This window comes from Rothia sp. HMSC065C12 (genome assembly GCF_001812085.1).
Taxonomy (GTDB): domain Bacteria; phylum Actinomycetota; class Actinomycetes; order Actinomycetales; family Micrococcaceae; genus Rothia; species Rothia mucilaginosa.
The window spans coordinates 343,634-363,081 of the sequence record NZ_KV807678.1; the positions used below are offsets into that span (position 1 = coordinate 343,634).

The 19,448-nt window shown below is 60.8% G+C and carries 17 protein-coding genes; 1 reads left to right on the top strand and 16 read right to left on the bottom strand.

Annotated features, from left to right (window positions below):
* Window positions 1-696, top strand: a 696-nt coding sequence (locus HMPREF2836_RS05745; RefSeq protein WP_168165101.1) for a hypothetical protein, incomplete at its 5' end; no start/stop codon positions are given.
* Between the two features lie 382 nt (window positions 697-1,078).
* Here the strand turns inward: HMPREF2836_RS05745 and nusB are convergent.
* From nusB to aspS, 16 genes are all read right to left on the bottom strand, one after another.
* Complete coding sequence (gene nusB, locus HMPREF2836_RS05750; protein ID WP_005505934.1) at window positions 1,079-1,489, bottom strand: transcription antitermination factor NusB; 411 nt, start codon at window positions 1,487-1,489, stop codon at window positions 1,079-1,081.
* Window positions 1,489-2,052 (bottom strand): elongation factor P, encoded by a 564-nt coding sequence (efp, locus tag HMPREF2836_RS05755; RefSeq protein ID WP_005505932.1) that lies wholly within the window; start codon window positions 2,050-2,052, stop codon window positions 1,489-1,491. Before efp ends, nusB begins: the two co-directional genes overlap by 1 nt.
* 214 nt (window positions 2,053-2,266) lie before the next feature.
* Window positions 2,267-3,394 carry a 3-dehydroquinate synthase gene (gene aroB / locus HMPREF2836_RS05760; protein ID WP_070629805.1) on the bottom strand — a complete coding sequence of 376 codons (1,128 nt, stop codon included), beginning with the start codon at window positions 3,392-3,394 and terminating at the stop codon, window positions 2,267-2,269.
* 25 nt (window positions 3,395-3,419) lie between these two features.
* Entirely contained in the window at window positions 3,420-4,856 is a 1,437-nt protein-coding gene (locus tag HMPREF2836_RS05765) for a shikimate kinase (protein WP_070629806.1), read from the bottom strand.
* Window positions 4,856-6,073 carry a chorismate synthase gene (aroC, locus tag HMPREF2836_RS05770; RefSeq protein ID WP_070629807.1) on the bottom strand — a complete coding sequence of 406 codons (1,218 nt, stop codon included), beginning with the start codon at window positions 6,071-6,073 and terminating at the stop codon, window positions 4,856-4,858. Before aroC ends, HMPREF2836_RS05765 begins: the two co-directional genes overlap by 1 nt.
* Window positions 6,074-6,192: 119 nt before the next feature.
* Entirely contained in the window at window positions 6,193-7,128 is a 936-nt protein-coding gene (locus tag HMPREF2836_RS05775) for a shikimate dehydrogenase (protein WP_070629808.1), read from the bottom strand.
* A gap of 247 nt (window positions 7,129-7,375) precedes the next feature.
* Window positions 7,376-8,569, bottom strand: a complete 1,194-nt coding sequence (mltG, locus tag HMPREF2836_RS05780; RefSeq protein ID WP_070629809.1) for an endolytic transglycosylase MltG — start codon at window positions 8,567-8,569, stop codon at window positions 7,376-7,378.
* Window positions 8,566-9,129 carry a Holliday junction resolvase RuvX gene (gene ruvX / locus HMPREF2836_RS05785; protein ID WP_005505922.1) on the bottom strand — a complete coding sequence of 188 codons (564 nt, stop codon included), beginning with the start codon at window positions 9,127-9,129 and terminating at the stop codon, window positions 8,566-8,568. The genes mltG and ruvX overlap by 4 nt, the downstream gene beginning before the upstream one ends.
* 2 nt (window positions 9,130-9,131) lie before the next feature.
* Window positions 9,132-11,819, bottom strand: coding sequence for an alanine--tRNA ligase (gene alaS / locus HMPREF2836_RS05790; RefSeq protein WP_070629810.1), 2,688 nt, complete (start codon window positions 11,817-11,819; stop codon window positions 9,132-9,134).
* Window positions 11,820-11,951: 132 nt separating this feature from the next.
* The gene (locus tag HMPREF2836_RS05795; protein WP_049341923.1) at window positions 11,952-12,446 is read right to left on the bottom strand and encodes a hypothetical protein; all 495 of its coding nucleotides are present in this window, start codon (window positions 12,444-12,446) and stop codon (window positions 11,952-11,954) included.
* Entirely contained in the window at window positions 12,446-12,883 is a 438-nt protein-coding gene (locus tag HMPREF2836_RS05800; RefSeq protein WP_049327226.1) for a DUF948 domain-containing protein, read from the bottom strand. The genes HMPREF2836_RS05795 and HMPREF2836_RS05800 overlap by 1 nt, the downstream gene beginning before the upstream one ends.
* 305 nt (window positions 12,884-13,188) lie before the next feature.
* Complete coding sequence (gene rpsD, locus HMPREF2836_RS05805; protein WP_005508739.1) at window positions 13,189-13,821, bottom strand: 30S ribosomal protein S4; 633 nt, start codon at window positions 13,819-13,821, stop codon at window positions 13,189-13,191.
* Window positions 13,822-14,500: 679 nt separating this feature from the next.
* Window positions 14,501-16,015 carry a replication-associated recombination protein A gene (locus HMPREF2836_RS05810; protein ID WP_070629811.1) on the bottom strand — a complete coding sequence of 505 codons (1,515 nt, stop codon included), beginning with the start codon at window positions 16,013-16,015 and terminating at the stop codon, window positions 14,501-14,503.
* Between the two features lie 184 nt (window positions 16,016-16,199).
* Complete coding sequence (gene dtd, locus HMPREF2836_RS05815; RefSeq protein WP_070629812.1) at window positions 16,200-16,634, bottom strand: D-aminoacyl-tRNA deacylase; 435 nt, start codon at window positions 16,632-16,634, stop codon at window positions 16,200-16,202.
* An 88-nt stretch (window positions 16,635-16,722) separates the two neighbouring features.
* The gene (locus HMPREF2836_RS05820) at window positions 16,723-17,250 is read right to left on the bottom strand and encodes a P-loop NTPase family protein (RefSeq protein ID WP_070629813.1); all 528 of its coding nucleotides are present in this window, start codon (window positions 17,248-17,250) and stop codon (window positions 16,723-16,725) included.
* Window positions 17,251-17,441: 191 nt separating this feature from the next.
* Complete coding sequence (aspS, locus tag HMPREF2836_RS05825) at window positions 17,442-19,214, bottom strand: aspartate--tRNA ligase (RefSeq protein WP_044145827.1); 1,773 nt, start codon at window positions 19,212-19,214, stop codon at window positions 17,442-17,444.
* Between the last annotated feature and the right edge of the window lie 234 nt (window positions 19,215-19,448).

Below are 19,448 nucleotides of genomic sequence, written 5' to 3' on the forward strand. Positions count from 1 at the left end.
GCAATGATGCTCACCCTGTCCGCTTGTTCCGGCGGCGCGCAGGTCAACGCAGAATCGAGTGCTTCCACCTCCGCGAGCACTGAATCGGCAAGCACTGAAGCTTCTGTAACTCCCACTGCTACTCCTTCGCCCACCCCGACCGGTCCGTCTGGCTCCGAAATCGAACTGATTTACGCGAGCATGGACGTGAACCGCAACTCGCAGGAAGCCGCTGAGGCAACCGATAAAGCTGCGCACGCCGCATTGGAGCAGCATTTCCGTCTTTGGAATGCCTGGAGGCACGGGGATATCGAACACACCAGCGATGAGGAGCTGGTCCGGTACGTACATAAAGACGTGCTCGAAAGCGTGAAGAAGACTGTGGAGAATTTTTATGAGCTCTCTCAGGAAGCTCCCGCGAACGGCGATATTATCTTCCGTGATGCTAAGACAAAAGAGATTTACGGAAGCATCAAGGATGACGGGTCACGCGTATACAATACCGGCGTGGTTATCACCTACTGTGAAGACTGGAGTGATCTTCGCCGGGTAGATGGTGAGAAAGTTGATTCACCTCTGCAGACGCGAGAAATCACTTTTATTCGTCGCGCAGAGGATGGTGCGTTCGTTATTGCCAAGATGCGAACCGTACATAAAGGTTGCGACAACCAAGCAAACGCTACGAGCGAGGCGATCGCATCCGCTCAAAGCGAGTAGCTAATACTGCACGAGGCGCATACCGGGCACGCAGGGCGGGGGCTCCGTCCTCAAGGCGCTCAGCGCCGCAGAGGGGGCACTCCCCCGCCCGCGTTGTCCGGTGAAGCCTCGAACGTTAACCCTACCCACGGGCTCCAGTGCACCTCCCGACATATCTCAGCCGGTACCACCGAACCCAGCGAGCGCACTCCAACCCCTGCAAGCGCATCCGGCTCAGCATCCCAAACCCGAGCACACGACAAACGCAACCTAGACACAGAAAACCCCCGCCGTCCTGTAGCGAACTACAGCACGGCGGGGGTTTCACGTACGCTCCCTGCGGGCGCATCCTCAACGGCAGCAAACCAACCAGCTACAAGCCAGCAGGCCGCGGCGGGACGTCTTACGCGAGCAGGGTCGGCTTCACCTGACGGAGCTTATCCAGCAGACCGTTCACGAACTTCGGAGATTCATTCGTGGACAGCACACGCGCCAGACCGACAGCCTCAGAAATTGCGACAGCATCCGGAACTTCATCATTGTACAGAAGCTCCCAAGTGCCAATACGCAGCACGGCACGGTCCACAGCGGGCATACGCTCGAAGGACCAGTCACGGGCGTAAGTCTCCACAAACTCGCGGATCTCTTCGTCGTGGTCGCGGACGCCACGAATGATTTCCTCAGAGTAAGCAGAGATCTGCGCTACCGTGTACAGTCGGCGGCGGCGGAGTACCTCAATATAATCTTCGTTGCGCTGATCCGCCTCGAAGAGCACTTCGAGGGCGCGCAATCGGGCTTTCGTACGCGAATTCATTAGTCGTTCACGCGACCGAGGTACTCACCGGTGCGGGTGTCAACCTTGACCTTGGTGCCGGTCTCCAGGAACAGGGGAACCTGGATCTCGTAGCCGGTCTCAACGGTTGCGGGCTTGGTGCCGCCGGTGGAGCGGTCGCCCTGCAGGCCGGGCTCGGTGTAGGTGATTTCGAGGACCACGGATGCGGGCAGCTCGATGTACAGGGGGCTACCCTCGTGCATTGCGATGGTTGCGGTCTGGGACTCGAGCATGTAGTTTGCTGCGTCGCCAACAACGGTTGCGGGAACGTTGATCTGGTCGTAGGTCTTCATGTCCATGAAGACGTAGTCGTCGCCGTCCTGGTACAGGTACTGGTAGTCGGAGCGGTCAACGGTTGCGGTCTCAATCTTAGCGCCAGCGTTAAAGGTACGGTCGACGACCTTGCCGGAGGTAACGTTGCGCAGCTTGGTGCGGACGAACGCGCCACCCTTACCGGGCTTAACGTGCTGGAACTCAACGACGGACCAGAGGTTGCCGTCAATCTTCAGGACGGCGCCGTTCTTAATATCGGTAGTGGATGCCATGGGGCTCTCCTTCGTGTCATCGACGCTCACGCCGTAGTGGTACCCGGCGAGGCGCTAAGTTTTCAATGAGCAAAAATATGTCCCGTACATTCTACAGGATGCGCACGAATTTGCCTAGCAGGGGCGCCACAGTTTTTCTGTGGCACCCCGCCCGGCTGGCGCGTATTAGCAAATACGTACCGAGTGCATCCGGTGAATGTACGGGACCCGTCACCTACTCGGTAATCTCCTGGTAGGTCATGTACAGGATCGAGTCGTCCGGCACCTCGTAGACGCGCGGGCGAGCCAAACCGTCAAGAATGATGAAGCGCAGCAGGTTGCCGCGTGCCTTCTTGTCGCGGCGCATTGCTTCGAGCAGCTGGGGCCATGCGTCTGCCTTGTAGGAGGTGGGCAGGCCCAGGGATTCGAGGATGCGGCGGGTGCGTGCCACGAGTTCTTCGTCAGCGTGGCCGGTTGCTAGCGCCAGTTCGGCGGCGTAGACCATGCCGACGGACACTGCCGCGCCGTGACGCCACTGGTAGCGTTCGTTACGTTCGATGGCGTGGGCGAGGGTGTGGCCGTAGTTCAGGATTTCGCGGCGGCCGGATTCGCGCAGGTCCTCGGAGACAACCTCCGCCTTCACGCGCACGCTGCGTTCAATGAGTTCACGCATCACGGCGGACTGCGAGTCGCGTACGGCGTCCGGGTTCGCCTCGATCAGGTCAAGGATTTCGGGGTCTGCGATGAAGCCGCACTTGACGACCTCACCCATGCCGGTCAGCAACTCGTGCTCAGGCAAGGTGCGCAGGGTGCCGATCTCGCAGAGCACGGCGGCGGGCGGCCAGAACGCGCCGACCAGGTTCTTACCCTCGGCGGTGTTGATGCCAGTCTTGCCGCCCACGGCAGCGTCCACCATGCCGAGCAGGGTGGTCGGAATGTGGATGACGCGCACGCCGCGCAGCCAGGTTGCCGCGACAAATCCGGCAACGTCGGTAATGGCGCCGCCGCCCACGGAGATGATCGCGTCGGTGCGGGTGAAGTCGTTCTGACCGAGCACCTGCCAGCAGAACGCCGCCACCTGGTAGTGCTTTGCCTCCTCAGCGTCCGGAATTTCGGCGCTGAACGATTCGTAGCCCATGGCACGCAGGTCTTCCATGACCAGCTCACCGGTGGAACGCAGGGCACGCGGGTGAATCACGAGCACCTTCTTGGTGCGGTTGCCCAGAATTTCGGGGATTTTACCGAGCAGGTTGTGGCCGATGAGAACCTCATAGTTCTCACGCGGGGAACTGCCGGTCACCGGGATGCGGGTAATATCTTCCGCGCCGGAGGCACCGAAAGTGGGGGTGGGCTGAGTGCTCATCATGTGTCCTTTCACAGGTGAAGGGTTATGCTTGGGGGCGCTGCGCGCGGGAGGCGCGGGTTGCGGTCACGTACGCCTGGATTTCGGCGGTCATCTCGGTGATGGGGCGGCCGCCTCGTGCGTCCAGGGTGAAGTGCGCCAGCTCTTCGTATCGGCTGCGGCGACGCTCAAAAATGTCGGTCCACCGCTCCACCGGGTTCGGTTGCAGCAGCGGGCGGGTCTTATTGCCGGTAATGCGCGGGGTGACGGTCTCGGCGTCAACCAGGATGTACACCACACACTCGTCCTTGAGCAGCTCCGCGACCGAGTCGGTCATGGGCGCGCCACCGCCCAGGGAGAACACCGTGTTGCGGTACACGGGCGAGGTGAGGACCTCTTCGATGGTTTTGCGTTCGAGCTCGCGGAAGTACGCCTCACCGAAAATTTCGAAGATTTCGGAGACTTCGCCGTAGCGTTCCACGATGAGCTGGTCGGCGTCGAGGAACTCGTAGCCGTAAAAACGCGCCAGGTGCGTACCAATGTAGGTCTTACCTGCCGCCATGGGGCCAATGAGCACGATGGGTCGGGAGCGTTCCGCAAAGTTCTCGTGCATTTCACGCACCTGCTGCGGGTGGATGCGAGCGCCGCCGGCGGACTCGTCTTCTGCGAGCGCCTCTGCGGAGATTTCTTCCGGCGCGCCCAGTTCTTCCAGCGCAACGGGCTCTTCCGGCATGCAAGCTTCTGCGGGCGCGGCGGGTGCATTGGCTACTGCGGGCGCGGCAACCTGAACCTTGCCGAACAGCGCCGGAGTCGGACGAACCGGCTTGGCGGGTTCAGCCGCAGGCACAGCTACAGGGGCTGCGGGAACAGAAGCGCTCTCCCCCGCCGCAGGCTGAGCCTGCTTTACAGGCGCCGGCTTGGGCGCGGCAGGTTTCGGTGCAGCCGGTTTTGGAGCTGCAGGCATAGGCGCAGTCGGCTTGGGCGCTTCCGCCTTCGCGGGCTCCTTGCCGGGTTCCTCTTCGGCGGTGCCCATGCCCTGCAGGGCGCTGAGCAGCTTCAGGCGCAGGTCCTCGTCCAGGCCGAGCGCCGGGTCGGCGTCCTCAGACACCGAGGAGGCGTACAGGCGCACACCCTGCGTGCTCGCCGCGGCGGGCAGGGGCCGGGTGCCAGAACGCATCAGGTCAGCCGGGGTGGGCACGCGAGACGCCGGGCGCACAGAAGAAACTGACGCGGCAGCCTCACGCGCAACAGTCTCACGAACCTCAGCGCCTGCAGCCTCAACACTCTGCTCAGCCGTAGCAGATACACCGGATTCTGCGTCGGGTTCCGGGCGCGGCGAAGCGCCCCCTCGCGCACGCTGCGTTGCCGCAGCAATACGCGCAAGGGGGCTCGAAGCGACCGGGCGAACACCCTGCTCCACAGAAACCTCCCCGGAACCGCGACCCTTAGCGCCGCGGCCCTCAGACTCCGCCGGAAGGGGCACTACGCGTCCCAACCGGCAACGTTAGACTCCCACGCCAAAGACGCCGGAATGGCCTCCAGGTAGGAATCCATGTTGCGGCGAGTCTCACCAATCGAGTCGCCGCCGAACTTCTCCAGCGCGGCCTCGGCCAGCACCAGGGCGACCATAGCCTCCGCCACCACGCCGGCGGCGGGAACGGCGCACACGTCCGAACGCTGGTGGTGGGCGCGAGCCTCTTCACCGGTGGAAGTGTCAATGGTCTTCAGGGCCTTCGGCACGGTCGCAATGGGCTTCATTGCTACGCGCACACGCAGCAGGTCACCAATGCTCATGCCGCCCTCAATACCACCTGCACGGTTGGTATCGCGGGTTACGCCGTGCTCACCGATGGAAATCTCGTCGTGAGCGGCAGTGCCCGGGCGGTCAGCAGTCGCGAAACCGTCGCCAACCTCAACGCCCTTAATAGCCTGAATACCCATCAGTGCTGCGGCAAGGCGCGCGTCCAGGCGGCGGTCCCAGTGCACGTACGAACCCAGTCCGGGAGGCATACCGTACGCGAGTACCTCAACCACGCCGCCGAGGGTCTCGCCGTCCTTGTGCGCCTCGTCCACGCGCTGAACCATCGCGTCGGAGGTTGCCTTGTCGAAGCAGCGCAGCGGGTCAGCGTCCAGCTGCTCAACGTTGCGAGGCGAAGGCACCGGGGCGCCCTCGGGAGCGTGCACGCCACCCACAGCCACGGTGTGAGAAACCAGCTCAACACCCAGAGCCTTCAAAATCTGGGCGGCAACCACGCCAAGAGCCACGCGGGTTGCAGTCTCACGCGCGGAGGCGCGCTCCAGCACCGGGCGAGCCTCAGAGAAGTTGTACTTCTGCATACCCGCAAAATCGGCGTGACCGGGGCGCGGACGGGTCAGCGCAGCATTACGCGCACGACCCTCAATCAGCTTCGGATCCACCGGGTCGGAGCTCATCACGTCAGTCCACTTGGGCCACTCGGTGTTGGCAATCTCAATAGCGACCGGGCCGCCCTGAGTCAGGCCGTGACGCACACCGCCCAGGATGCGCACGCGGTCCTCCTCGAACTTCATGCGGGCACCGCGGCCGTAGCCGAGGCGGCGGCGAGCCAGGGCGTCACGCACCATGTCGCTGGTGAGTTCCACACCGGCGGGTACGCCCTCAATAATGCCGACGAGCGCCTCGCCGTGGGATTCTCCGGCAGTGAGCCAACGCAGAGCCATAGGTTAACCTCTTTTCATCGCACCCGCACCGCAGCGCAGGAGGAAGGAATAATAATTCTTCACGTGTATAAATAGTGTATAAAATGCCTGTTTACTGAGCGAGTGAAAGCACGCTTTTTTCACGAAACGGAAGCACGAGGCGCAAGATCAACCGCCGCGCACATCGCATTCACCAAGCCCAGTAGCTCACCCTCAGACAGGGTGCGGTCGGTAAATAGCAGCACCTGCTCCACCGCCTGGTACAGCAGCATCTCCAGGCCAGAAACCACCGTGCCGCCGTTCGCCTCCCAGGCGCTCGCCAGCACCGAAGGCCACGGGTTATACGCAACATCGAGCAGTACCGGCCGGTGCGTTGCGGAGGCGCCCTTCAGCCCGCTCAGCTGGTTCGCCCACTCATCCGCCGCATGGGCAGGAAGAGTAGACACCACCGGGTGATGGCCGCGCTCCGCAAGGTTCTGCGGCAAATCAGCCAGGGAAACCTGCTCCAGCTGAACGCCTAGGCGGTCCGCCGCCTCCTGCACGCTACCGAGCTTATGCAGCGAACGGGCGTACACGCTCACACGGGAATACCCCAGCTGATGCAGTGCGGTCAGGGCGGAAATAGCGGTCGCTCCCCCGCCCACAATCGCGGCAGAATCCTTGAGCGGCTGCGGCTCCAAACCGGCGTGGCGCAGCGCGTTCACAATGCCAATCACATCCGTGTTATCGCCCAGCACCTTCTCACCGCGCGGATACACCGTATTCACCGCACCGGTCACTCGGGCAGTCTCACTCAGCTCATCGCAATACTGGATAACTGCGGTCTTCAACGGCATCGTCACCGACAGACCCGCAATATACGGGGCGTCCTCCGTGCCGTCCGGGTGACGCACACCGTGCATAATCGCCGGCAAATCATCAGGCAGAGTATCGCGGCGATCATAACCCAAATTCTGCTCACCTAAAAAGTCATACGCGGCACGATGCAGCGCAGGCGACAGCGAATGCGCAATAGGGTGCCCCAGCACGTAGGCGCGGCGAAGATACGGGGCCTCACGGTACGGTTCAGTCTTCATCGATACTCTTTCGCTCTCAACGCTGGGGAACGCTCTCAACACTTGGGGCTTGCGGGCTTGCGGACACGCACGCCACGAACCCAAGTTCATAGGCGCACTCTACCCATTTTAAGGGACAAACCAATATTCAGGTATAGCAAAGGCGGGCACCTCCCCCACTCTCGTGGAGGCGGCACCCGCCTCAGCAAGGAACCTTCACGCCGAAGCTACCAAATCGTAGCTACCAGCTAAACCAATGAGCTACAACTTAGCTACAGCGGTTCGGGTGCTTAGAACACCACTGGTTGTACTCTTCAACGTAACGCTGGTGCTCAGCGTAAGTGCGGGAGTACTTAGTCTCACCGGAGTCCAGGTCCACAGTCACCCAGTAGTAGTACGGGTTCTTCTCAGGAGCCGCAGCAGCCTTAATCGAAGCCAGCTGCGGGGAACCAATCGGACCCTTCGGAAGACCCTTATTCGCATAAGTGTTGTACTTATTGCTCTTATCGGCCTTCTGCTCTTCAGTCAGGTGGTACGAGCGGACACCCAGACCGTAGGTCACGGTCGCATCCGACTGAATCAGACCCGAGGTCTCACCATCGGGGTTGTTCAGGCGGTTCTCAATGATGCCTGCAACCGCCACGTAGTCCTTCGGCTGAGCCTCAAGCTCCACGATGGAGGCAATGGTCAGAACCTCAAAGGTCTTCTGGTCGCCGCTCACGCCGGCTTCCTTCAGGTCAGCCTTGGTCTTATCAACCATGGTCTGAATGACCTTCTTGATGTCGGTGTCCTTCGGGAAGCGGTACTCACCCGGGTGCAACCAACCCTCAATCGAGGGGAAGTTGCTCGGCACACCGTACTGGGTGTAGTTGCTGACCGCGTCCTCAACCTGCTTGCGGGTGAACGCGCCATCGGAGCCAGAAACAATCAGGTCGATGGTCTCGCTCACGCGCTTACCCTGCGGAATCGCCAGGTACAGTACGTTGCTGTTCGCCTCGATAATGGTCGTAATCGCGCTCGAGCTGCTCATGTGCTGCTGCAGTTCGTAGGTGCCAGGCTGCAGGTACTTGCCCTTGCTCTCCTTGGTGTACACCTCAACAAACTTATCAGCATCAGCAACCACGCCCGCTGCCTCAAGCTCCTGCGCCACCTGCGCGGTGGACTGGCCAGAACGAATCGTGAAGGTCACGGTCGTACCATTGCCGCCACCCGAGTAGTCACGAGTCTTGAACGGGTCATAGCGAGTAATCAAGGCACCCGAAATGATGACCAGAGCCACCACAAACAAGGAAATAGCGCTCAGCATAACGGCGCGACGGCGGCGCTTACGCGCACGCAACGTAGCCACCGACACGATTTCCTGTTCCATCGTAATGCCGGTAATACCCTTACGTTCGTCCTCAGCCGTGGGCCTAAAGAGGTCGAGCCCGCTCTCTTCGGGATGTTTATTCTGTTCGGTCACTGAAGGTTCTCCGTTTCGTTGACGGCACCGACCGCGGTCCCTTCTGACTCGGACGGTCGGTTTTCTTCGTGGGCCGGATCGCTCACCTTGTACCCGGCTACGGACTGCCCCGCCTTGAGGGCATCCAGGCTGTACTGCAAAATGTTCACAGCCGCCACCTGGTCAACCATAGTCTTGAAATCTCGGCTGGAAACCCCAGCCTCGTGCAGTGCACGGTGAGCGCTCACGGTGGTGAGTCGCTCATCCACCAGCCAAATGTTAATGTGTGTCTTCTCTTCGGCATCCAGCTCGGAGCGCAGAGCCTGAGCGTACTCCCGAGCCATTTCCGTGGAGGGAGAATCCCCACCACGCATGGTCTTCGGAAGCCCGACGAAAACCTCCACCACCTCGTTCACCTCAATCAGCTTACGCAAAACACGGCGGTCAGAGTTCTTCTTCGCGTCGCGGCGCAGCGTCTTGAGCGGGGTGGCGAGAATACCGTCGGGGTCGCTGAGGGCGGTGCCGACGCGGGCGTTACCCACATCGACACCCATCCGCACTCCGCGCTGGAATTCTGCCATGTTTAGGCCTGAGCCTGTGCGATAGCGTCGCGGACAGCGTCCAGTGCAGCACCAATCTTGGATGCGTCCTGGCCACCACCCTGAGCGACGTCGTCCTTACCGCCGCCACCGCCGCCGAGAACACCGGCAGCGACGCGGACCAGAGCGCCAGCCTTCACGCCAGCCTCACGAGCACCCTCGTTGGTTGCCACCAGGACGACGGGGCGGCCATTAGCCACACCCACCACGGCGACAACAGCGGCCTCGGAGCCGAAGCGCGAACGCAGATCCAGAGCCAGGTCACGAACGCCGTTAGCGTCCAGTTCGCCAGCGTCATGCGCCAGAACGCGCACGGAACCGATGGTCTGTGCGTTCTCCAGCAGCTTGCCAGCCTCAGCCTGCAGCTTCTCGCGGCGCAGCTGAGCCAGTTCCTTCTCAGCAGCCTTCAGCTTAGACAGAGTCTGGTTAATCTTCTCCGGCAGATCAGCGGAAGACTGAACCTTCATCAGGCCGGTCAGCTGGTTCACCAGGGTACGCTCAGCAGCCAGGTGGTTGAAGGAGTCCAGACCCACCAGAGCCTCAACACGGCGGTTACCGGAGCCAACAGAGCTCTCGGTCAGCAGGGTCAGCGAACCAATCTCAGCGGACGAACCAACGTGGGTACCACCGCACAGCTCGCGGGAGAACTCGCCGCCGATTTCAACAACACGCACCACGTCGCCGTACTTCTCGCCGAAGAGGCTCATAGCGCCCAGAGCCTTAGCCTCAGCCAGCGGCATCTCACGAGTAATTACCTCGTGGTTATCGCGGATTGCGAGGTTAGCGACCTCTTCCACCTCACGCTTAGCGGACTCAGACAGGCCCTCGCCCCACGCGAAGTCGAAGCGCAGGTAGCCTTCCTTGTTGAAAGAGCCACGCTGAGTAGCCTCGTTGCCGAGCACCTGGTGCAGGGCAGCGTGAATGATGTGGGTACCGGAGTGTGCCTTCTCACCGTCGCGGCGGCGCTGAACATCAACCTGTGCCACAACATCGGCACCGGTGTGAACCTCGCCCTCACGCACAACGGCGCGGTGAACGCTCAGGCCCTTCACGGGCTGCTGAACGTCCTGAACGTCAATGACGAAGCCGTTGCCGGTAATGACACCGGTATCAGCTGCCTGGCCACCAGCCTCCGCGTAGAACGGAGTCTCATCCAGGACAACCTCAATCTTGTCGCCAGCCTTAGCGGCGGGAACCGACACGCCGTCCACCAGGATTGCGCGCAGCTTAGTCTCAGTACGCAGCTCGGTGTAACCGGTGAAGATGGAGCCACGCTCATCCACGAGCTTACGCAGCTCGGACAGGTCAGCAAACGCACCCTTCTTCGCCTTAGCGTCAGCCTGCGCACGGTGACGCTGCTCAGCCATCAACTCGCGGAAGGACTTTTCATCCACCTTCACGCCAGCCTCAGCAGCCATCTCCAGGGTCAGGTCAATCGGGAAGCCGTAGGTGTCGTGCAGAGCAAACGCCTCAGCACCAGAAACAGCGTTAGAGCCGTCCTTCTTAGCGGCAGCAACAGCCTCTTCCAGACGCTCAGTACCGGTCTCAATGGTGTGTAGGAACGCCTTCTCCTCAGCGTACGCAATACGGGAAATACGCTCGAAGTCGTCAGCAACGTATGGGAAAGCACCCTTCATCGCATCACGCGAAGCCGGGAACAGCACGGGCAGGCAGGGCTCAGTCACACCCAGCAGACGCATCGCACGAATCGCACGGCGCATCAGACGGCGCAGAATGTAGCCGCGACCCTCGTTCGAGGGGGTCACGCCGTCAGCAATCAGCATCAGCGAGGAACGGATGTGGTCAGCCACCACGCGCATACGCACGTCATCCTCGTAGCCCTCATCCTCAGCAGACTCAGAGCCGTGGTACTTCTTACCGGACAGCTCAGAAGCAGCATCCAGAACCGGGCGGACCTGGTCGGTCTCGTAGAAGTTCTCAACACCCTGCAGCAGCATGGCAAGACGCTCAACGCCCAGACCGGTATCGATGTTCTTCTTCGGCAGATCACCCAGAATCTCGAAGTCATCCTTACCGATGCCCTCGCCACGCTGGTACTGCATGAACACGAGGTTCCAAATCTCAATGTAACGGTCGTCGTCAGCCGCCGGGCCGCCTTCCTTACCGTACGCGGGGCCACGGTCGTAGAAGATCTCCGAGTCGGGGCCTGCGGGGCCGGGCTGACCGGTGGACCAGTAGTTTTCCTTCATGCCCATACGCTGAATACGCTCAGCCGGGAAGCCCACCTTGTTGTGCCAAATGTCGAAGGCCTCATCGTCACCCTCATAAATGGTGACCCACAGGCGCTCCGGATCCAGGCCGAAACCACCCTTATCCTGAGGGGTGGTCAGCAGCTCGTAAGCAAACGGAATCGCCTGCTCCTTGAAGTAATCACCGAACGAGAAGTTACCAGCCATCTGGAAGAAGGTACCGTGACGCGCAGTCTTACCGACCTCTTCAATGTCCAGGGTGCGGATGCACTTCTGCACGCTGGTCGCGCGGGAGAACGGAGGGGTCTCACGGCCCAGGAAGTAGGGAATGAACGGCACCATACCGGCGATGGTGAACATAGCGCCGGGCTCGTTCGAAATCAGCGATGCCGAAGGCACCACAGTATGGCCGCGGGAAGCGAAGAAATCGATCCAACGCTTAGAAATCTCCTGTGAGAGCATCTCGTTCCTTAGAGTAATCTGTGCGAAATTCTAAATTAGTCTACTGACCTATGGTGCCTGCCCGAGAGCAAAATGGCTAATCGAGCCACCCTCGTACCGTGGTTTACGGGCGAAAACACCACCTTTTAAAACCTAGTTGAAGAAGCCGTCACCGAGCTGACGGTCACGCGCAATACGCTGCTCACGCGCTCGCTTCTGAGCCTCTTCCAAGGAGGCGATCTCAGCCTCCACCTCAATGAGTTCACGCTCAGCCAGACGGCGGTTCGTGGACTCAATCTCAGCCGAGCTCATCTGACGGTCCCACGTATCCAGGGAGCCAGGACGCAGATCCTGCTTCTGGCGCTCCACCTTAGCATTGAGCTCCATCTCCTTCTCCTGCATGCCCTCACGCACGCGGGCGGCGAACTCAACAGCACGCAACGCATACGGCTGCAGGGGCTTGCCAATCGGCGAATCGAAGAACTTTCCCATCTGAGACTCCGGGTTGAGGGCAAGCTCACCGTGCTCACGCATGAGCAGGGCGCTGCCGGGGGTACGCTGAGCAGGTTCAGAGGCGGAACGCCTGGAAGCGAAGTAACCAACCGCCGCGCCGGCGCCGAGCAGAAGAGCTGAACGAAGCAGACCCATTAGTTCTCACCGCCTGCAGAGTAAGAGGACTGTGCCGAACCGTACTGGCCGCCAGTGCTACCAGTGTTGGCGGTGCCGTGTGCATCGCCGGACTTACCGCCGCGGAATGCCTGACGCACACCGTACGAGAAGGAGGCAACCTTAATCAGCGGCTGACCCACAGTCGAGGTCACCAGCGAGGACAGTGCAGAAACGTTAGCGGACGCATCCGAAACGTTCGAGGTGATGTCGTCAACCTTCTCCAGCTGCTCATTGGTGGTCACCACAGTGCGGGTCACCTCTTCGATGAGGGGACCGGTGCTCTGGTTCAGCGAACGAATCGTCACGATAAGCTCATCAAACACCTTGGTCAGGCGAATAATGGGTAGCGCAAGCAGAGCCACCAGAATCGCAAAAACTCCTGCTGCAATCAGGCCCGCAATATCTCCGCCGGTCATCTATAACCCCATTCCGCTCAATGCATGATGCTTATCAATAGTCGTACAAGGCTGGACGCCACCGTGGCGTACAGTCGGATTGTGCGTACAGTTCAGGACTATATACACAGTTCAATCCCCTATTTTAGTCGAAAAATCCTTCAAGCGCCCCCTAAACTCTCATGAAACTCCCAGCGACGGAAGATTCACAGGTTCAGCGGCACCACTGCCCTGTAGTGTATATACCCCAAAAACCCGCGCGTTAAACGGGAACAACCCGCCCCCACCGAACGGTGCAGGACGGGTTGCTTCTCGAAAAATCGAGATTATGCCAGACGCGAGTAGTACTCAACGACCAGCTGCTCGTCGCAGATCACGGGGATCTCTTCGCGCTTGGGCTTGCGCTCAAGCTTTGCGTGCAGCTTCTCGATCTCAACGTTCAGGTATGCGGGAACCTCGGGCAGAACTGCCTGGTTCTCACCTGCAGCCGCAGCCTGGAAGGGGGTGGTCTTCTCAGCCTTGGGGTGAACGTGGATCAGCTGGCCGGGCTTGACGTGGAACGAGGGGCGGTCCACGCGAACGCCGTCAACCATGATGTGACGGTGAACAACCATCTGACGTGCCTGTGCAATGGTGCGGGCGAAGCCTGCACGCAGAACCAGAGCGTCGAGGCGGGTCTCGAGCAGCTCGACCATGTTCTTACCGGTCTGGCCCTCGGTACGCTTTGCCTCGAGGTACGCGCGGCGCATCTGTGCCTCGCGGATGTTGTACTGAGCGCGCAGACGCTGCTTTTCCTTCAGCTGGGTAGCGTAGTTGGAGTCAGCCTTCTTGCGGGCACGGCCGTGCTGGCCGGGGCCGTAAGGACGACGCTCGAGGTACTTTTCTGCCTTCGGGGTCAGTGCAATGCCCAGGGCACGGGACTGACGCACGGTACGGCGGGTGCGGTTGTGCTTAGCCACAATCTACCTTTCTATGTGAGGCTCCTGCACCCTCACGGATGGGGCCTCGGTCTGTTGAATACTGGCCTCCTCGGTTGACCCCGCCGGAATCCGTACGCGACCGGTTCGGTCGTTGCTGTACGGCGGTGGGGCGGAGAGCTCGGGGCAGAGTACCCCGCAGCTACATTACTGACGCTCGCACGAATGCGGGCATAGTAATTGCCAGACCCGTCAAGCTTACCGGATGCACCCGGGCTTTACCAGCCTTTTGGGAAATCTTTGGTTCAAATCACTGTGCGTGTGGGTTTTCGACACTTACCCACACGACCCCACAGGAATTATTTATGCCCGTCAGAGCTATTTAGGTGCGACTTCCCCGAAAAATTGCGGCGCTAAGATGTTGGATTGTAATCATTTCGTTATTTTTAACCTGTGTCTTTATGGGAATAGCTTGAATCAGACCCCCATATCGCCTAGACTAGAAACCATAACAAGCTTGGCGTCCGCCCTTCCGGGAAGGCCGATAGTCAAGACATCTATCACAACTCAAAACTCTGATGCGGTGCGCAGTACTACCGAGGTACTACGCACCGCTTTCTGTATGCGCTCAGCCCTATACGGCTGCTTTCCGGCCGAGGCGTGCCACTCCCCCGGCGGTCAGCACTCAAAGTAGTAGACGGCTCGATGGGAGCCACGTAAGCTAACGGGTCGTATCCTGCACCGGAGCCGCATCCAAAATACGGCGAATACGCTCACGACGCTCCGTCAACGTACGCTCAAAACCATGCTGAGTCGGCTCGTAGTACACCGTGCCGCGCAGAGTATCCGGCAGGTACTGCTGCGCCGCCACATGCCCCGGCTCATCATGCGCATACACATACCCCACGCCGTGACCAAACTGCTTAGCCCCCGCATAATGACCATCACGCAAATGCACCGGAACCTGACCCGAAGCACCCGCCCGAACATCCGCAATCGCGCGGTTAATAGCGTTATACGCGGCGTTCGACTTCGGCGCGAGCGCACAATAAATCACCGCCTGCGAGAGGATAATACGCGCCTCCGGCATGCCCACCAGCGCCACCGACTGCGCCGCAGCCGTCGCCACCTGCAGAGCCTGCGGATCAGCCAGACCAATATCCTCACTCGCCAAAATCATGATGCGACGAGCCACGAAACGCGGATCCTCGCCGCCCTCCAACATGCGCGCCAAATAGTGCACCGCGGCGTCCGCATCAGAGCCGCGCATGGACTTAATGAACGCACTCACCACGTCATAATGCTGATCACCCGAACGGTCGTAGCGGATCGCGGCGCGGTCCACCGCCTCCGTAGCATGCGCCAGGGTGATGCGCACGGGCGCGGCAGGTTCGGCCTCTTCAGCGCCGGTTTCTGCGGGGCCAGTTTCTGTAGGGGCATTTCCCGCAGCTTCAGCCTCGCTAAACGCAATCGCAGCCGCCGCCTCCAGGGAAGTCAGGGAGCGGCGAGCGTCGCCTCCAGAAACCGCCGCGAGGTGGGCGCGCGCATCCTCATCAATGACCGCCGCACCATCAAAACCGCGCGGGTCAGCCAACGCACGGTCAATCAGCCGCTCAATATCGGACTGCTCCAACGAATGAACCCGCAACAGCAGCGAGCGCGAGAGCAGCGGCGAAATAATGCTGAACGACGGGTTCTCCGTCGTAGCCGCCACCAGAATCACCCAGCGGTTCTCCACGCCGGGCAGGAGCGCATCCTGCTGAGCCTTCGTAAAACGGTGAATCTCGTCCAGGAACAGCACGGTGGTCGTGCCGTACATGTCACGGTCGAGCAGCGCCTGATCCATGACTGCGCGCACGTCCTTCACGCCCGCGGTAATCGCCGAAAGCTCCACGAACTTTCGACCCGGCGCGCGCGCAATCACATGCGCCAGAGTGGTCTTACCCGTACCCGGAGGGCCGTACAAAATCACTGACGACGGGCCAGCCGGGCCAGCATTCTCCCCCGCCAACACGCGCAAAGGCGCACCCGGAGTCAGCAGATGCTCCTGGCCGAGGACCTCATCAATCGTGCGCGGACGCATACGCACCGCCAACGGCGCACGAGACGCCGAACGGGCAGAGCGCGCACGCGACGCAGAGGCACGCGAGGAGGCGGGCTCCTCAGCGGGCGCACCAATCAGGCTCACGCGGTCCCCATCATCGGGCAACTCAAGATCAAAGAGGGAATCAGCCATAGTCTTACTCTATCGTTTCACAATCTGGAGGCGGGTACGGGGTGTGGATATACAGCTGCGGATTTAGCTCGCGGCGTGACACTACACGGGTTTTCGATAGGTTAGTGTCTTCGCCGTGGGTTTTAAACCCCGGGGCAAGGCTTTAAACCCCGGGGCAATCTACTAACCTATCGAAAGCGCCGGCCTAGAGGGTCTCACTATCGAGAATCAGGGTCACCGGGCCGTCATTGACCAGCTCCACCTGCATGTCCGCACCGAACACGCCGGTCTCCACGTGCAGGCCACGCTCACGCAGCGCCTCCACGTAGTCGTTGAACAGCGGCTCGCTCACCGCGCCGGGCGCAGCAGCCGACCAGGAGGGGCGGCGGCCCTTCTTCGCATCCCCGTACAGGGTGAACTGGCTGACCGCCAACACGGGTGCGCCCTCATCGAGTAGGGACTTCTCCCCCTCCAGCAGGCGCAGGTTCGCGGTCTTATCGGCAAGCTTCGCAATCTGTGCCGCACCGTCACCGTGCGTGATACCGACCAGCACCAGGTAGCCGGGCTGCTCAATCGCGCCGAGCGTTTCACCCGCCACGCGCACCGCCGCGCGGGTCACGCGCTGAATAACTACTCGCATCGTTCACCTTTCATCATGGAGCCGGCGTTCACCGGGCTCATGCATCTCTTTCGACACCGCTCTCGGCGGCTGGTTTAGGGGAGCCGCCTCAGAGCACGCCGCGCAGCTGCACGGCACGCAAAAACTGGTTCGCCGCCCGCGGAGTACGAAACTCAATAAAACGCTTCTGCAGATGCTGCCCGCGAGCCTCCGCCAGCAACTCCCCGACGTGCGGGTAGCTCCTCCACGTGTACCGAATCATGTTGTCCGGGTCCCGCAGAATATTCTTCAGCGGCGGCTCCACATTATCAGCCCACAGCCTCTGACCCGTCACCGCACGGCGCACCGTCCGGCGAACCACACGCCACATGACCACCGCACGGCTATAGCGCAAGTAAATCACCACATCCGCACGCTCCAGCAGGCGGCCGCGCACCTGCGGATACTGCCACTCCGTAATCCACGCAGGCCGCTCAATGAGCGCCCGAACATCCGCCTCAAAACTAGGGCGCGGAGTCCAGTTCGGACCCCAATGCAACGAGTCCATCTCCGTATGCGGAATGTCCAGGAGGCGCCCCAACCGCGCCGCGAACGTCGTCTTACCGCTACCGCTCGGGCCGGCAATCAGAATACGCATGCTCCCCTCCCCCTTTGGTTAGTACACAAATCGGCACGCACGCCAGTTGATACAAAAGGTGGGCTGCGACCCTGCACCAGCAGAATACACAGCCCACCCTCAACGGCAACCCCGGCACAACTCAACGCCCGCCGGGTTTACACCGCACAGCCCCACACCCTACGGGGCGCACGACCAAAGACTAGAGAAGATTACTCCTCGTCCTTCTTCTTCGGCTTGAAATCAACGCCAGCTTCCTTACGCTGCTCCGGAGTAATCGGTGCAGGAGCCGCAGTCAGCGGATCGAAACCATTACCGGTCTTCGGGAACGCAATAACTTCGCGGATCGAATCAACGCCAGCCAGCAGAGACACAATACGGTCCCAACCGAACGCAATACCACCCATGGGCGGTGCGCCGTACTTGAACGCATCCAGCAGGAAGCCGAACTTCTCCTGAGCCTCTTCCTCACCAATGCCCATCACAGCGAACACGCGTTCCTGCACGTCACGGCGGTGAATACGGATCGAACCGCCACCAATCTCGTTACCGTTGCAAACAATGTCGTAAGCGTACGCCAGAGCCGAACCCGGGTCAGTGTCGAAAGTATCCATGAACTCGGGCTTCGGGGAGGTGAACGCGTGGTGCACAGCAGTCCACGCGGAGTGACCCAGAGCCACGTCACCGGACTCAGTAGCCTCAGCAGAAGACTCAAACATGGGAGCGTCAACAACCCACACGAAGGACCACTCGCCGTCCTTAATCAGGCCGGTACGGTGACCAATCTCAACACGAGCAGCACCCAGCAGCGCACGGGAAGCCTTAGCCTCACCAGCAGCGAAGAAGATGCAGTCGCCGGGCTTCGCGCCGGTAGCCTCAGCCAGGCCAGCACGCTCAGCGTCGGTAATGTTCTTAGCCACGGGGCCGGTCAGCTCACCGTCCTCCTGAATGAGAACGTAAGCCAGGCCCTTAGCGCCGCGCTGCTTAGCCCACTCCTGCCAAGCGTCCAGGGTACGGCGAGGCTGGGAAGCACCACCGGGCATCACAACAGCACCCACGTAAGGAGCCTTGAACACGCGGAAAGTGGTGTCCTTGAAGTACTCGGTCAGCTCAGTCAGCTCCAGGCCGAAACGCAGGTCAGGCTTGTCCGTACCATACTTCTCCATCGCATCCTTGTAGGTCATGCGCTGAATCGGGCGGGGAACCTTCACATCAATCAGGTTCCACACAGCCTCAACGATGCGCTCGCCCAGCTCAATGATGTCTTCCTGATCAACGAACGAAGCCTCAATGTCCAGCTGAGTGAACTCAGGCTGACGGTCCGCACGGAAATCCTCGTCACGGTAGCAGCGAGCAATCTGGTAGTACTTCTCAATACCGCCCACCTGCAGCAGCTGCTTGAACAGCTGCGGGGACTGCGGCAGAGCATACCAAGAACCCGGAGCCAGACGAGCCGGCACCAGGAAGTCACGCGCACCCTCAGGGGTCGAACGGGTCAGGGTCGGGGTCTCAACCTCAATGTAGCCGTCCTCAGCCAGCAGGTTACGTGCCGCACGGTTCGCGTCCGAACGCAGACGCATGATGCGAGCCGGCTCCGGGCGGCGAAGATCCAGGTAGCGGTAGCGCAGGCGCGCCTCCTCACCCACCTCAACGTGCTCGTCAATCTGGAAAGGCAGCGGAGCGGCAGTGTTCAGCACCTCAACGGCGGACACCTCAACCTCAATCTCACCGGTAGCCAGGTTCGGGTTCTCATTACCCTCCGGGCGCTTAGTCACCAGACCGGTCACACGCAGCACATACTCGTTGCGCAGGTGCTCGAAGTCAGCCTCGTTGTGGAAAACGCACTGGGTGACGCCCTCGCGGTCACGCAGGTCAACGAAGGCGACGCCACCGTGGTCGCGGCGACGAGCCACCCAACCGGTCAGGGTAACAGTCTCTCCAATATTTGCGGCGGTCAGCTCGCCGTTGGTGTGAGTGCGAAGCACAGACATTCCTTTCATAGCGGGCACCTCACGACTATAGACAGTAGCCGGGTACACGCGGTTGATGATATGCGCACACTGCGTGCGCCTCATATATTGTATCCCCTCCGGGCAGGTCGATGGCGGGTCGGGGCAAGTCAGGCACCAGAAAATGGGGCGCGGAGGCGGGATGCGGGTAGGGCGGCAGGTTCGTGGGTGTCTGCGGTCGATAGGTTAGTGTCTTCGCCGTGGGTCTTT

What these genes read in the sequence shown, in the direction of transcription:
- HMPREF2836_RS05820 (WP_070629813.1), bottom strand. Translation starts at nt 17,250, where the DNA reads ATGCGTATTCTGATTGCCGGCCCGAGCGGTAGCGGTAAGACGACGTTC.
- dtd (WP_070629812.1), bottom strand. Translation starts at nt 16,634, where the DNA reads ATGCGAGTAGTTATTCAGCGCGTGACCCGCGCGGCGGTGCGCGTGGCG.
- efp (WP_005505932.1), bottom strand. Translation starts at nt 2,052, where the DNA reads ATGGCATCCACTACCGATATTAAGAACGGCGCCGTCCTGAAGATTGAC.
- HMPREF2836_RS05800 (WP_049327226.1), bottom strand. Translation starts at nt 12,883, where the DNA reads ATGACCGGCGGAGATATTGCGGGCCTGATTGCAGCAGGAGTTTTTGCG.
- alaS (WP_070629810.1), bottom strand. Translation starts at nt 11,819, where the DNA reads ATGCTCTCACAGGAGATTTCTAAGCGTTGGATCGATTTCTTCGCTTCC.
- aroB (WP_070629805.1), bottom strand. Translation starts at nt 3,394, where the DNA reads ATGAGCACTCAGCCCACCCCCACTTTCGGTGCCTCCGGCGCGGAAGAT.
- HMPREF2836_RS05775 (WP_070629808.1), bottom strand. Translation starts at nt 7,128, where the DNA reads ATGAAGACTGAACCGTACCGTGAGGCCCCGTATCTTCGCCGCGCCTAC.
- ruvX (WP_005505922.1), bottom strand. Translation starts at nt 9,129, where the DNA reads ATGGCAGAATTCCAGCGCGGAGTGCGGATGGGTGTCGATGTGGGTAAC.
- nusB (WP_005505934.1), bottom strand. Translation starts at nt 1,489, where the DNA reads ATGAATTCGCGTACGAAAGCCCGATTGCGCGCCCTCGAAGTGCTCTTC.
- HMPREF2836_RS05810 (WP_070629811.1), bottom strand. Translation starts at nt 16,015, where the DNA reads ATGGCTGATTCCCTCTTTGATCTTGAGTTGCCCGATGATGGGGACCGC.
- aroC (WP_070629807.1), bottom strand. Translation starts at nt 6,073, where the DNA reads ATGGCTCTGCGTTGGCTCACTGCCGGAGAATCCCACGGCGAGGCGCTC.
- HMPREF2836_RS05795 (WP_049341923.1), bottom strand. Translation starts at nt 12,446, where the DNA reads ATGGGTCTGCTTCGTTCAGCTCTTCTGCTCGGCGCCGGCGCGGCGGTT.